The organism is Pseudomonas poae (genome assembly GCF_001439785.1).
GTDB classification, from domain to species: domain Bacteria; phylum Pseudomonadota; class Gammaproteobacteria; order Pseudomonadales; family Pseudomonadaceae; genus Aquipseudomonas; species Aquipseudomonas poae.
In genome coordinates this window covers 53,657-68,099 of the sequence record NZ_JYLI01000007.1, presented here as the reverse complement: position 1 = coordinate 68,099, position 14,443 = coordinate 53,657, and the positions used below count along the sequence as shown (strand labels likewise).

At 59.7% G+C, this 14,443-nt stretch carries 12 protein-coding genes; 9 read left to right on the top strand and 3 right to left on the bottom strand.

Features of this window, described 5'->3' with window-relative positions:
- Positions 1-31 precede the first annotated feature (31 nt).
- The 7 genes from TU75_RS10410 (at position 32) to TU75_RS10380 (ending at position 9,558) form a co-directional block, all read left to right on the top strand.
- On the top strand, positions 32-2,131 hold the full coding sequence (locus tag TU75_RS10410; RefSeq protein WP_003235727.1) for a hydantoinase/oxoprolinase family protein: 2,100 nt from the start codon (positions 32-34) through the stop codon (positions 2,129-2,131).
- On the top strand, positions 2,128-3,786 hold the full coding sequence (locus TU75_RS10405; RefSeq protein ID WP_060548875.1) for a hydantoinase B/oxoprolinase family protein: 1,659 nt from the start codon (positions 2,128-2,130) through the stop codon (positions 3,784-3,786). The genes TU75_RS10410 and TU75_RS10405 overlap by 4 nt, the downstream gene beginning before the upstream one ends.
- Positions 3,787-3,913: 127 nt before the next feature.
- On the top strand, positions 3,914-4,804 hold the full coding sequence (locus TU75_RS10400) for a hypothetical protein (RefSeq protein ID WP_003235731.1): 891 nt from the start codon (positions 3,914-3,916) through the stop codon (positions 4,802-4,804).
- Between the two features lie 24 nt (positions 4,805-4,828).
- Entirely contained in the window at positions 4,829-5,650 is an 822-nt protein-coding gene (locus TU75_RS10395) for an aspartate/glutamate racemase family protein (protein ID WP_003235733.1), read from the top strand.
- 25 nt (positions 5,651-5,675) lie between these two features.
- Positions 5,676-7,019 carry an MFS transporter gene (locus tag TU75_RS10390; RefSeq protein ID WP_060548874.1) on the top strand — a complete coding sequence of 448 codons (1,344 nt, stop codon included), beginning with the start codon at positions 5,676-5,678 and terminating at the stop codon, positions 7,017-7,019.
- Positions 7,020-7,128: 109 nt separating this feature from the next.
- Positions 7,129-9,105 (top strand): avidin/streptavidin family protein, encoded by a 1,977-nt coding sequence (locus tag TU75_RS10385; protein ID WP_060548873.1) that lies wholly within the window; start codon positions 7,129-7,131, stop codon positions 9,103-9,105.
- A gap of 69 nt (positions 9,106-9,174) precedes the next feature.
- Positions 9,175-9,558 (top strand): nuclear transport factor 2 family protein, encoded by a 384-nt coding sequence (locus TU75_RS10380; RefSeq protein WP_003235740.1) that lies wholly within the window; start codon positions 9,175-9,177, stop codon positions 9,556-9,558.
- A 212-nt stretch (positions 9,559-9,770) separates the two neighbouring features.
- Here TU75_RS10380 and TU75_RS10375 read toward each other — a convergent pair whose 3' ends face one another.
- Positions 9,771-10,514: an SDR family oxidoreductase gene (locus TU75_RS10375; protein ID WP_060548872.1), complete on the bottom strand. Its 744-nt coding sequence runs from the start codon at positions 10,512-10,514 to the stop codon at positions 9,771-9,773.
- Positions 10,515-10,584: 70 nt separating this feature from the next.
- Positions 10,585-11,688: an alkene reductase gene (locus TU75_RS10370; protein WP_003235744.1), complete on the bottom strand. Its 1,104-nt coding sequence runs from the start codon at positions 11,686-11,688 to the stop codon at positions 10,585-10,587.
- A gap of 357 nt (positions 11,689-12,045) precedes the next feature.
- On the opposite strand from TU75_RS10370, the gene TU75_RS10365 reads away from it, so the two are divergent.
- On the top strand, positions 12,046-12,678 hold the full coding sequence (locus tag TU75_RS10365) for a TetR/AcrR family transcriptional regulator (protein WP_060548871.1): 633 nt from the start codon (positions 12,046-12,048) through the stop codon (positions 12,676-12,678).
- A 265-nt stretch (positions 12,679-12,943) separates the two neighbouring features.
- The gene (locus tag TU75_RS10360; RefSeq protein WP_003235749.1) at positions 12,944-13,648 is read left to right on the top strand and encodes an SDR family oxidoreductase; all 705 of its coding nucleotides are present in this window, start codon (positions 12,944-12,946) and stop codon (positions 13,646-13,648) included.
- Here the strand turns inward: TU75_RS10360 and TU75_RS10355 are convergent.
- Positions 13,645-14,226, bottom strand: a complete 582-nt coding sequence (locus TU75_RS10355; RefSeq protein ID WP_060548870.1) for a TetR/AcrR family transcriptional regulator — start codon at positions 14,224-14,226, stop codon at positions 13,645-13,647. The genes TU75_RS10360 and TU75_RS10355 overlap by 4 nt on opposite strands.
- Positions 14,227-14,443: the final 217 nt, after the last annotated feature.

Sequence of the window (14,443 nt, the reverse complement as noted above, 5' to 3'; positions counted from 1 at the left end):
TCCATAACAACAATTATTCCAGGAGATGCCCATGGGAAAGGACGGCAAAACTGTACGCGTAGCGACCGATGTCGGTGGGACATTTACCGATCTGGTCTATTTCGAAAGCGATGCGGCCACCGGCGATCAAATCATTCGTACGGCCAAGGTCGATACCACGCCACCGAACTTTGCACAGGGGGTGCTGAATGTGATCCAGAAGGCTGCGGTGGATTTGAACACCGTCGATTTTCTGGTCCACGGCACCACAGTGGTGATCAACGCGCTGACCGAGCGGCGCGGGGTAAAGACTGCCTTGATTACCACCCAGGGCTTTCGCGACATCCTGGAAATCGCCCGCGCCAACCGCCCGGACTATTTCAACCTGAAGTGGGTCAAACCGGCTCCCTTTGTACCGCGCTATCTTCGCCAGGAGGTCAGTGGCCGGCTGCATACCGATGGCAGCGAGCGCGAGGCGCTGGATTTGTCACACCTGCCTGACATGCTGCGTACCTTCCGCGCAGATGGCGTGCAAGCCATCGCCATCTGCCTGTTGCACGCCTACGCCAATCCGGCCCATGAGCAAGCCGTGCTAAGCGAGGTACAGCGTCTTTGGCCAGAAGTGTCAGTCGTCGCCTCTCACCAAATCACCCGCGAATGGCGTGAATACGAACGCTCCAGCACCACCGTACTCTCGGCCTATGTGCAACCTATCGCCGCGCGCTATCTGGACAACCTGGAGGCAGGCCTGCGAGAAGGCGGCTACGAACCACCGCTGTACATCATGCAATCCAACTGCGGCGTCGACAGCGTCAAGCATGCCCGTGATATCCCCATCACCATGGTCGAGTCGGGCCCGGCCAGTGGGTTCTGGGCCGCCGCCGAACTCGGGCGGCTACTCGACGAACCCAACCTGCTGGCCCTCGACATCGGCGGCACCACGGCAAAGTGTTCGCTGGTGCGCAACGGCCAGGTGTCGATCAAGACCGACTACTGGATCGAACGCAACCGCCTGAATGCCGGCTACCCAATCATGGTGCCCGTGGTTGATCTGGTGGAAATCGGCAACGGCGGTGGCTCCATCGCCTGGGTCGATGAATTCGACAAATTGCATGTCGGCCCCGAGTCTGCCGGTGCCCTGCCCGGCCCTGCCGCCTATGGCAACGGCGGCACGCGGGTCACGACGACCGACGCCAACCTGGCCTTGGGTCGAATCAACCCCGATTACTTTTGCGGCGGCGAACTGGTTGCCGACATGGCGGCGGTGCGGCGGGCGTTCGTTCAGTTGAGCGAGCGTCTGCAACTGCCCGTAGATGAAGTGGCACGCGGCATTGTGCGCATCGCCAACGACAATATGGTCAATGCATTGAAGCTGGTCTCGCTGAGCCGTGGCCATGACCCCCGCGAGTTGACCCTGGTCGCTTTTGGCGGCGGCGGCGCGATGCATGCGGTGGCGCTCGGCCAGGAGCTGGGCGTCAGGAAAGTCATCGTACCGCGCGGTGCCTCGGTGTTCTCCGCGTGGGGCATGACCATGTCAGACCTGCGCCGCGATTTGTTTATCAATCGTTTTGTCGAGGCTGAACGCGACGGTGCATTGGCGCAGACCCAGGCTTTTCTTGACGAGTTGATGCACAACGCTCGCGCGCAATTCATCAGCGAAGCCATCGCCCCGGAACAGGTCGACCTGCAGGTGTATTGCAAGTTGCGCTATCAGAACCAGGAGCATGCCGTCGAAGTTGCGCTGAACTCCGACGAGTCACTGACCGAACATTGGCCTGTGATCGCGCAGCGCTTCCATAGCCTCTATGAGCAGCACTACACCTACCGACTGCAGGCGCCACTGGAGGTGATTGGTTTCCACCTGGTGGCCGTTGCGCAGATCGGCAAGTTGAACCTGCAAGCGCTGCCCATCACGGGCCGCCCGCTTGTCGAGGCGCACAAAGGCCAACGCCCGGTGGACTTTGCCCTGGAAGGGATCCATGACACGGCGATTTACGACTACGCCCTGCTTGAGCCACAGATGCACTTCAGCGGCCCGGCCATTATCGAAGATGCCGGCTCTACCGTGGTGGTGCATCCGGGCAATCAGGTGTTGGTCGATCGGCTTGGCAACCTGCATATCACCCTCACTCAGGAAGGAGCGGCTTCATGAGCAACCTTGATGTGTTCACCCTGGATATTATTCAGAACTCCTTGCAGGCCATCGCCGACGAAATGTTCACCGCCATGCGCAAGGCAGCCATGAGCCCGATCATCTATGAAGTGCTGGACATGGGCACCGGCATCACCGACGCCCAAGGTGATATCGCCAGTTCCGGCGCGGGTATTCCGGCGTTTGTCGGGGTGCTCGATAAAGCGGTCAAGCAGATCCTGCTGCAACATCCAGCGCCTGGCGAGATCGAGGAAGGCGATGTGTTTATCACCAACGATCCCCATAGCGGCGGCGTCACCCACCTCAATGATGTGGTGTTGGCCATGCCGGTGTTTGCCAAGGGTCGCTTGCTGGCCTGGACCGCAAACATAGCCCACTGGAACGACGTCAGCGGCATGGTGCCAGGCTCGCTGTCGACCGAGGCCACGGAAATATTCCAGGAGGGGCTGCGCCTGGCATCAGTGAAGCTGATCAGCCGAGGCCAGCCGATTCGTTCGGTGCTGCAGATTCTGCGCTGCAACACGCGGATGCCGGATTTCATGGAGGGCGACCTGTGGGCCGGCATTGCTGCCGTACGCGGTGGCGCCACACGCTTGCAGGCACTGAGTGAGAAATACGGCATCGAGGTGTTCCTGGCGGCGATGCGGGCCTTTATGGAACTGGGCGAAAAAACCTCGCTGAGCGCGCTACTCAGCTTGCCGCCCGGGCACCTGCAAAAAGAGGAACGACAGGACGACGGCAGCGTGTTCAAGGTTGCCATTCAGATCACAGAACGCGAGTTGATCATCGACCTGCGGGACAACCCCGACCAGTGCGCGGGCCCTACCAACCTGAGTCGCGATGGAACGGTGGTCGCCGCACAGATGGCGTTCAAGGCGCTGACTGCGCCGCAAGGCGTGACCAACGGCGGCACGTTTCGCCCGTTGCGCGTACTGACCCGTCCCGGCTCGCTGTTCGATGCACGGCCACCCGCCGCCGAAGGGTTCTATTTCGAGAACCTGATCCGCGTCCACGACTTGATCCTGCGTTGCCTGGCCGAGCGCTTTCCAGAACGCCTGCCCGCCGGCAACTTCGCCTCGGTGTGCGCCACCATCATTGGCGGCGTGCACCCCGACACCGGGCGGGCCTTCACTCTGGTGGAACCCGAGATCGGTGGCTGGGGCGCAGAGCGCGGACGTGACGGTAATAACGCCGTGTACTCGGGCCTGCATGGGGAAACCTTCAACTGCCCTGTTGAGGTGTGTGAAGCCCGTTATGGCCTCTACGTCGAACGCATGGCTCTGAATGACGAGCCGGGTGGGCATGGACAGTTCCGCGGCGGTCGCGGGATCTGTATCGACTACCGCATTCGCGCCGATGCCAGCTTTCTGACCTGCGGCTATACCCGCGCTGTCATTGCGCCCTGGGGCCTGGAGCAAGGCCTGGAGGGCACGCACAACTACATCGTAGTGGTGCGCCAGGATGGCGCCCGCGAACGCTATGCGATGGCCAGCAGCATCAGCCTCGACGCAGGTGATCTGGTGCAGGTACGCACCGGCGCCGGCGGTGGTTATGGCTTGCCGGCAGACCGCGATCCGCAGGCCGTACGGGACGACGTGAAAAATGGCTACGTCGATGTCGACACCGCGCGCTCGGTCTATGGCCTGCCGCTTTGACCCGGTAACCGTTGCAGAGTCAACCCCTGTCTGCAGCCACGGTTTATACCCAACGCCGCCAGGCCGAAGCGATCGAAAGCACCCTGGCGTGATCGTTCATCGCACATAACAACAAGAGAGACTCATCATGTTGACACATCCTCTGCCGCGCCTCGGCGCAGGGCTTTTCTTCGCCTTCAGTCTGACCCTCGGGGCCACCGCCCATGCCGAACAATTCATCGGCTTCGGCCAACCGGGACTGCCGGGCAAGTGGGCGCTGGAATCATTTCCGGTGTTCAACCGTACCGCCGAAGGCAACGTGCGCGCCGGTGGCAATACCGTGCTGGCGTACTTCTCCGAAACCGGCTTCACCGACACAACGCGTGACCAGTTGCAGTTCTGGGTCGGCGCGATTCCGGGCTATGCCAGCAACAAGAACGCCCGGGAAGCCAGCCCCTGGGGGATTGCTTCTCCCAATCTTGGATTTTCCTATTACTACAACGTAGTCGAACCGACCAGCGCGTACGGATCAGACGACTACACCACCTTTTGGACCAACCCGACCCTGATGGTCGAATTCCCCAATGGCAATGACGAGATTGCCGGCTACGGCGCCTTCGCCAACCGCTATGCCGTGAGCTTCAGCCTCGCCAACTATCTGCGCGTCGGGCGCTTTGCGGTCACCTTCACACCTGCCGGCATTCATTACGCCGCGCGTAACCGCAATGCCACCGACTTTGGCACGGGCGATCCGCAACGCCTGCGTGGCGGCGTCAGCCTGTGGCTGGCCAATGTCGCGGCCGGCTACCTGGTCACCGACGATTTATGGCTGGGCGTGCATCACGTTTATCACATCAACAACACCGCCGCGTCTGACTTCGATGAAACGCGGGTTGGAAAAATCGGCCCGTCCATGACGTACACCGGGTTTGCCCAACAAGGGTTCTACCTGTCCGCCAATCTGAACTTCGACTACTACCGCAGCGCCAACCTGCCTCGCTCCAATGAGCTGACCATGGCGCTGGTGAAGTTTTTCTAAGTTTATTTTTACAAGGAATACAGCATGGACACTCCTACCTTTGCCGCCCAGCCACAGGATGTTCCCGTCACCGTGCGTTGGCTCAACCCCATCGGCTGCCCGACCTTCGACGCGCCGATTGCCGACTTGCTGCGTGGCATCAAGCAACCGTCGACCCACATCGAGGTGGTGTCGTTGGACATGCCACACAGCCCGACACACTTGGAGTATCGCGCGTATGAAGCACTCACCTGCGAGCGCACCCTGCGCATTGCGCGCGACTGTGGCCAACAGCACATCGATGCGCTGGTGATCGGTTGCTTCTACGACCCGGCCCTGGAAGATGCGCGGGAAATCTCCGGCGACACGATTGTGGTCGCGCCTTGCCAGGCCAGCCTGCAAGTGGTCGAGCACCTGGCCAATCGATTTTCGATCATCGTTGGCCGCACCAAATGGATGGAACAGATGCACGACAGGGTGCGCCGCTATGGCGCGGCGGATCGGCTGGCGTCGATGAGGCCGCTGGGTATGGGCGTCGACGAATTCCAGAAAGACCCGGCCGTCACCCGTCGCGGGATCATTGAGCAGGCCATGCTCGCCGTCGAGGAAGATGGCGCCGAAGCGATCGTGCTCGGTTGCACCATCGAATTCGGCTTCTTCGAACAGGTGCAGCGCGAAGTCGGTGTTCCGGTGATCGACCCAGTGGTGGCGGCGTTCAAGATGGCAGAAGCCATGGCCGGCATGAAGCGCCGGTTTGGCTGGTCACCCAGCCGGGTGGGTAGCTGCGAGCCGCCGCCGGAAGCCGAAATCAAGAAGTTCGGGCTGTTTCAAGGGCCTGTGCCGATTGGCAATCGAGTCAAGGCGTAACCCTCTCTCACTGGGATAATCCACCATGAACACCACTGCTTCGACGCCTTTGACCGATAGCTATACGTCTAACCGCCAGGTGGGCGATGTCTTCAGAGATGTGCCCCTGACCCGCGAACACCTGAAGTGTTGCCTGGCGCTGTTCTTTCTGCTGGCGATAGAGGCCTGGGAGATGATGATCATCGTCTACACCGCGCCGTTGATCGCCCAGGACTTTGCCCTGGATGCAATCGCCGTGGGTAACCTGATCGGCGCCATGTTTATCGGCATGCTGCTGGGTGCGCTGCCCTGGGGCAATGTCGCTGAACGGATTGGCCGCAAAAAAGCGATCCTTTGGAGCCTGGTGCTCTACGGAATGATTTCGTTGGCCAGTGCTTTTGCGCCCGACTACATCAGCCTGTACGCATTGCGCTTGCTATCCGGCGTCGCCGTGGTGGGCATGATGGTGGTCATTTTTGCCCACTATCAGGAGCTGTTGCCCGTGCGCCATCGCGGCTCGCTGACCGTCTACCTGGCCTCGGGCTGGCCGATCGGTATGCTGCTGGCACTTGGGGCAACCGTCTGGCTGATGCCTTGGGGATGGCGCGCAATCATCGTGTTGAGCTCATTGGGCAGCGTATGGGCGCTGGTGATCGCCTACTGGGTGCCGGAGTCGCCGTACTGGCTGGCCAGGGTTGGCCGTCAAGCCCAGGCGCGAAAGGTGATCGAACGTCTTAGCCGTGGCGCGGTGCAAGTACCCGAGGACTGTCAGCTACGGGTCGACCAGACAACCCAGGGCCGGCAGCGGGACCTGTTCACTTCGCCGATGCTGAAGATCAGCACCCTGCAGATATTCGTCAATTTCACGTTTTCCTGGGGTTACTGGGGCCTGCAAACCTGGCTGCCGACCCTGCTGCAGCAGCGCGGCCTGAGCCTGCCGCAAAGTTATGGTTTTATCGCGTTGTCGGCGGTGTGCATGATCCCGGGCTACATGGCCGCTTCGTGGCTGACCCATCGCCTGGGGCGCAAAAAGGTCCTGATTGCGTTTATCAGCGCCGCAGTGCTGGCGGGTTATGGTTTTGCCAACTCGCAGTCTCTGGAGATGCTCTATCTGAGCAACTTCGCACTGGCGTTTTTCAGCCTCGGTGCCTGGGGGGTCTGGGGGACGTGGGTGTCGGAACTGTACCCGACGCCCTTGCGCACGCTTGGCTATGGTTGGGCGATCTTTGCCCAACGCTTGGCCAATATTCTCGCGCCCTCCCTGATCGGCGCGCTGGTGGCCTATGGCGCGTCGTTCAACGTGACCACCACGCTCATCAATGCCTTTATGTTGGTGTCTGTACTGCTGGTGGTGTTTATCCCGGAAACCGAGGGTGAGGCATTGCGTTGATCGGCAGGCAGTTAGCGCTGTTTCCAAATCGACAGCGCGCCTTCGCCCGACAGCGCACTGCTGGCCGGTCCGTTTGAATAGAGCGCTCACTTTAGAAACGGAATTCATCATGAACACCTATTTACCGGGCAAAGGGCTGGTATTTCCAATGCAGCGCGGCCCCTTCCAGAATAACGGCGCCACACCGTGGTACTCGACCATCGCGCTGGGCACACCGGGGCAGCCGTTAAAGCTGGCCATCGACAGCGGGACCAATATCACCTGGGTGACGTCGACGCTCTGCCCGCCCGATCAATGCGCGCACTTTGGCACAGGTCGGTTCGACTATCAGGCGTCGAGCAGCTTTACCTTCACCGATTGCTTGCAACGCCCCTACAGTTTTGGCCCCTGGGGCACCATGCAGATTGAATCTGCCTCGGACGTACTGAGCACCCCTAGCGGGGCTATGCTGCCAATGAAGCTCTTCCTCGCGGCGAGCTATGGCGGTGCATCGTTCAAGCAGCTGGACTGGGATGGCGGTATTGGCCTGCCGTGCAGCAGCGCTTATGTCGAGGGCCGCAGCTCGTTCCTGTTTCAGGCGCTGTTGCGCAGCGGACAGCTCGACCCGGCCCATCCCTACGCAGCCTTCGATTGGAACGCAACTGATCGAGAGGGTACCTGCCAACTGGGCGCGGTCGATGACGGCAAAACCCACGGGCCACATGTGTTTCTGCCGTGGTCGGTATACAGCAAAGTGCCTGGCGTGGAATACATCTGGTCCGCTGACCTGAAGTCCTATTCGGTGGGCGGCGAAGCGCTGGCCACCGACGTCACGTTCGCCCTGGATTCTGGCTCGTCGCAGTTCAAGGGGGATGACCGCATCATGCAGCAAACCCTGGCGCGGATTGCCCGAGGAGGACGTCCTCAGGTAGTGCTGGAATTTGCCGAAGGTGAAATCACCCTGGGTGCCGAGTTGTACAACGTGCTGATCGAAGAAGGCCCCGACAAGGGCAGGACGCTGCCACAGTTTGCGCCGTTGGGATTGCCGGACCTGGTGCTGGTCGGCTCGCTGGTCATGGAGCACTGCTATACCGTGTATGAATACCAGGTGGTGAAATGCGGGCATGAGGTGTACGCGTTGGCCCCGGTGGGCATCTGGTTGTTCAACCGGCCGGACGGGCCGCAGATCATCACGCGATCTTCTTCGCGTGGTTTTATTGCGAGCCCACGCGCAGTGGCGACCGGCAAGGTCACCCTTCCTGCTCCCACCGTTCAACCGCTGCGTTCGACGTCTGTAGAAGGCACCTGGAAAAATGACTATGGGTCAGTCATGACGCTGACCGTCACGGGTAACCGGATTTCAGGGGTTTATCAATCGTCCACCGGGTCCACCGGCAAGTACGCCGTCACCGGCTACCAGTCAAGCGCTGCGGCGACGTCGAATCAAGGGCAGCCCGTCGCACTCGCCGTTGAATGGCATTCCTTGGGTAAAGAACCGGCGGACCCCAGTTGGAACTGGACATCCGGCCTCTGTGGCCAAATCAGCCTTGTGGAACATGAAGAGGTGCTGGAACTCTCGCACCTGCTGGTGGCCAGCAGTGACTTTCCGGGATTGGCGCAACAGGGTACCTACGTCGACAAGCTGCGCTATCGTCGGAGCAGCTCCGGCGTGACGCACCCTCTGGACGCAGACCGCGTCCTTCAGCCAAAGACCGATAACCCATTGACCGGCGATTGGGTGACCACGGATGGAACGGTGCTGACGCTGACTGTGCAGGCGCAGAGCCAAGGCCGCCTTGGCCGCGTGACTGGCAAGCTGTCAGGCTCCGCAGGGTCGATGGAGGTGTCCGGGTTCACCGACATCTGTGCTGTGGAAAGTGGGCTTTCACTGCAATCGACAGCGATCGCTGCTTCGCAGGAAACCGGCGTAGTGTCGCTGTGCGGCACGCTGGATTTGAAGATCGACTTACTTGAACTGTCAATCCTGACCTGCACGCCAACAACGCCAGCCCTGACCTACGTGCAGACACGTTTGTCGTCCGCCACGTTCAAGCGGGTCAGTGTTTATCCATCGCAGCGCCTGACAAACCCACAGCCTGTGCCTTGACACAAACCGTAGTGACCACTATAGAATGGAGAAATATGTAGCGACCGCTATTTAAATAGGAGTATCACCATGAGCAAGCCAACCTACGTCGAAGACTACAACGCCATCATCGCTGTGCTGAACCTTTACAACGAAGGCGGCAAGCAAGCCAAAAGCAGCGTGATGAAGCCTGCCTTCAGCGAGCAGGCCACCCTCTTTGGTGTAGATGGCGATGGCAAGTTGACTGGAGGCCCGATTCAGGGTCTGTTCGACATCATCGACAGCGCCTTCCGCCCATCCCCGCAAGCCAGAGGCGCCATCGTCAACGTCGATATCGTGGGCACCGCTGCCAGCGCACGTATCGATACCAATGACATCTCTGGCTTCTGCTTCACCGATTTTTTCAACCTGCTGAAGGTTGATGGAAAGTGGACCGTCATCAGCAAGATCTACCACACCCACGTTGCTCCCTGACCCACTCGCCTGAACCGTGTGCCCTACCCCCGCTCCAGCAATGGATGCGGGATTTGATTTTTCTGGCGTGATGATGCGAGACGACATTGCCGCAGTGCCGCTTGAAAAAAGCCCTTCGGCTGATCAACCACGGCCCCGGCGCCGGATCCTGTAGCGCCCAGGCACACGGCGTTGCGTCGGTGCCTGGGCGGGGTGATTTCAACGGTTATGACTTACCAATCCTGACGGGTCGGCGAAATGATCAGGTCGTTGACGGTGACGTTTTCAGGCTGATTCAGTGCATACACCACTGCGCGACCGATATCGTCCGGCGAGATCGCGATTTTATTCAGCTCTTGAGCCGCTTTACGGCCTGCCGGATCGGTGACTTTATCGGCCCAGCCGGTGTTGATCACACCCGGGCTGACCGTGTTGACACGGATGCCGTGCTGCACGCCCAGCTCTTTGCGCATCGACTCCGTCATGGCCTGTACGAAGAACTTGGTGGCGCTGTAGATACCCGCAGCAGGTCCGACCTGGTGACCGGCGACCGAGTCCATATTCAGGATCTGGCCGGACTTCTGTTCCAGCATGAACGGCAACACCGCAGCGATACCATGCAGGTAGCCTTTGATGTTCACGTTGATCATCTTTTCCCAATCATCGGTGGCCAGGTCGACCCAGTTGGAAAACAGCATCAAGCCGGCGTTGTTGATCAGGATATCCACCGAACCGAAAGAGTCCTGGGCCAATTGCGCGAGCGCTTTCATATCCTCAGGGTTTGTCACGTCGCTGACGCGACCGACTGCCTCACCGCCCTTGCCTTTGAGCTCACTGACGATGGCATCCAGGCCTTGCTGGTCCAAGGCTGCTGCGACAATTCGAACGCCTTTCTCGGACAAGGCACGTGTCGATGCAGCCCCCAGGCCGGACGATGCGCCAGTGATGATCGCGGTTTTGTTCTGCAGATGGTTCATGGGCGTTCCTCTCATATGTGACTGCCCGTCTGTGCAGGCAGTTGTTGGAGTTATCGCGGATCTTCAGGGATCAGTAATTGCCGACCGGCCAGTCGGTGTAGCCCTTGGCGCCGCCGCCGTAATACGACTCGCGCGGTGCGATGGTCAGTTCAGCCCCACGACGCAGGCGCTCGACCAGGTCCGGGTTGGAGATAAACAGGCGACCAAACGCAACGGCGTCTATCTTGCCTTGGGCGCGGCGCTCAATGGCCATGTCCAGGTCGTAGTTGTTGTTGCCGATGAAGGGTCCGTTGAACTGCGCGCTCAATGCGTCCATGTCGACGCCTTCCGGCACTTCTCGCGAGGTGGCGGTAGCGCCTTCGACGAAGTGCAGGTAAGCCAGATCGAAGGCGTTCAACTGCTGGATCAGGTAGCCGTACATCGCCATCACGTTGCTGTCGGGCGGCGTGTTGCCGGCGTCGGGCGTGACCGGCGACAGGCGGATGCCGACACGGTCGTTGCCCCAGATCTTGACGATTGCGTCGGTCACTTCCAGGGTCAGACGCGCACGGTTCTCGATGGAACCGCCGTACGGGTCGGTGCGATGGTTGGTCGAGTCCCGCAGGAACTGGTCCAGCAGGTAGCTGTTGGCCGAGTGAACCTCTACCCCGTCAAAACCCGCGCGTTTGGCATTCTCGGCAGCACGTTTGTACTGCTCGATGATCCCCGGGATCTCATCGGTTTCAAGGGCCCGTGGCATCGACACCGGGACGAAGCCGTTGGTGGTATAGGTGTCGCCTTCAGCCTTGATCGCGGAAGGCGCGACCGGTGCGGCACCGTCGGGTTGCAGCTCAACACTGGAGAACCGCCCCACATGCCATAGCTGGCTGACGATCTTGCCGCCGGCGGCATGCACGGCGTCTGTGACCTTCTTCCAGCCAGCAACCTGCGCTTCGCTCCAGATACCGGGGGTGGCCGCGTAACCGCGACCTTGTGCGGAAATATTAGTGGCTTCGGCAACGATCAGGCCCGCCGTGGCGCGCTGAGCGTAATACTCGGCGTGCAGCTCATTGGGGATGCCATCTTCGGCGTAGCGGCTACGGGTTACCGGGGCCATCAAAATACGGTTGGCGAGTTGCATCGCGCCCAGGTTGATGGGGGTGAATAGGTCAGTACGTGTGGTGTTATCTGTCATGAGGGACCTCAATTAAATAGACCGGTCGTCTATAGATTTAATAAAAATAGGTATGACAACAGTCGTCTCGCCAACGTCAGGGAGTTTCAAAAGCGTCGTCACGCTTGCCGATCTTCGTCATCAATGCGGCCACCCTAGTTATCAATAGACCGGTCGTCTAGTAAATTTTAGAATAACGTTACGCTCTACGACCAACGGTGAACAAAGACACCTGACAAAATTGAGCCCATGAACCTCCTTCTTGCCTGCTAATCAAAATCACGCTGCGCAGCCGAAAATTTCATTTTGTGTATTATTGGGCAGAACTTCTCTTCCAGGCCTGCTCGCCTGGCGATACGCCCCAAGGTGCTGCATTCGATGACCCACTCCGCCCCACACTCTGTACCTCGCGCAAAAGGACGCCCGCGCGCATTCGATCGCAACCAGGCTCTGCTGCATGCGTTGGCAGTGTTTTGGAAGCGTGGCTATGAGCCGGCTTCTGTGGCGCAATTGTGTTCCGCCATGAACATCAGCCCTCCCAGCCTGTATGCGGCGTTCGGCAACAAGGCCAAGTTGTTTCTCGAAGCGGTTGCCTACTACGAGGCGACATTCTGGGATGCCACGTGGGAACGTATGGACACCGAACCGGACATCGTGCGTGCCATCAGCGACTTCTTCCACACTTCGGCCTCGATCCTGACCGAACCCGACGCCCCGTGCGGATGCATGGTGGTCCTCGCGGCTGTCAATGTCTCCGACGATGCTGGCGAAGTTACTGGCGTCCTCAGGGCCTTGCGCCAGGAAGGCCGCGACTACTTACAGCAGCGTCTGGATCGCGCGGTGGAGCAAGGTCAGCTCAAACCGCACACCAACACCCGCCTGCTCGCCGCCACCCTCAATACATTGCTTGAAGGCATGTCCCTGCAGGCACATGACGCTGCCAGCCGGGAAGATCTGCAGGGCATCGGCGCAACAGCTGTGGCGATGTTGAGCCCTTCCCTCTCAGCGTGACGGGAAACGCTCCACGTTATTGACAAGCACCACGCCCACAGGCTTTTGTTGGCCCAAGAGCGCCGAGCAGGCGGGTAAGAGATGGAACGCCGGTCCCTGCGAAGCCCTGATGCAAAATACCCAAGGTGCCCGGGGTCATTTCTCGCGCGCTTGACAATTTATGTAGCGGTCAATATAGAATGTCCCACCGCGTGCATTCGCCAAGAGCGTTTGCAGGTTCGCCAGAGCGGGCCATTGTTGAAACATCGCCTGATCTGGAGGAGCTATGCACTCAGTTTTTATCGTCGGTGGTTCGGGTAAAGTGGCCCGAAGCCTCGCTCATCAGTTGGCAGAACGAGGCCATCAGCCACGTTCGTTGTACAGGCATGCGCAACAAGCCGAGGGGCTCAAAGCGCTCGGCGCCAGCCCCGTTGTCGGCAACTTGCTTGACCTCGATAAAGAATCTCTGGCCAAGCTGATGGCGGGCAGTGACGCCGTGGTCTTCGCGGCGGGTGCCGGCGGCAAAGGCGGCGCGCAGATGACGGATGCGATCGACGGTCACGGCCTGGAGCTGTCTGTCGCCGCGGCTCAGTTGGCGGGTATCCGGCGCTTCATTTTGGTGTCGGCATTTCCAGAAGCAGCGCGTGGAAAATCGGTTTCCGAGACCTTCGAAAATTATATGGCGGTAAAAAAGCGCGCCGACGTGCACTTGGCCGCAACCGATCTCGACTGGGTCATCCTGCGCCCGGGCACGTTGCTGGACTCGCCGGGCACTGGCAAAGTCCACGCCGGTCTGGCCATCCCCTATGGTGACGTACCACGCGACGATGTCGCCACAGCCTTGTTGCAGATCATCGAACAGCCCTGTGTGAATCGCGTCATCATCGAACTGACCCAAGGCAGCACGCCGGTCAACGAGGCTATCGAGCGTGTTGCGCGCGATTGCCCTCAGGCATCGAGCAGCATGACCAGGCCTGCCAACAAAGACTAAGCCAACAAGCGTCGGCTCATATCCAGCGCGGCGTCAAAAGGCGCGCGTGTTCTGTTGACCTTGACCAGCAACGAGGCGCCCAGCCACATCTGGTAAAGCGCTTCAGCCAATATGGATGAGTCAGCGGGCGCACTGATGGAGCCATCGGCTTTACCCTGCTCAACACACCGGATCATTCGTTCGATGATAAGGGCCGTCCCCTTTTCAAGCACACCGCGCATGTTTTCGGACAGATCACACACTTCCGCACCCAATTTGACCACCAGGCATTTTTGATCGGTGTGATCAAACGCCTGTGTCTCGGACCAATAGCGTAGATAGCTCAACAGACGTTCAGCGCCGGAGCCCTCGCTCGCCAACTGCAAATCGACTCTGGCGAGGTACTCCTCAAAGTACTCTTCAAGCAGTGCTTGGCCAAATTCTTCCTTGGAACGGAAGTAGTGGTAGAACGACCCTTTCGGTACACCCGCGGCCGCGAGCAACTCGCTAAGACCAACGGCGGTGTAACCTTTCTGAGTCATCAGCAACCTGGCGACATCAATGATGTGCTGGCGCATGTCATGGGCGGGTTTCTTCATAATGCGACGCATGCTAGCAAAAAAACGTTCAAGCGTCAGACGCCCTCGCAGATAAGCGGCCCGGTCGGCCGATAAGTCTTTTGCCGGCTTGCGTTGTTCATCACCCAATCGAGCCAGCTTGAGACCTGCAGCATCTCAGGCTCGCGTGCTCGGCCCGCATTTACCCGCGTTAACCCTGAACCATTACCCCTGAGTGAGCACCGCTAAAAGCCGTGCT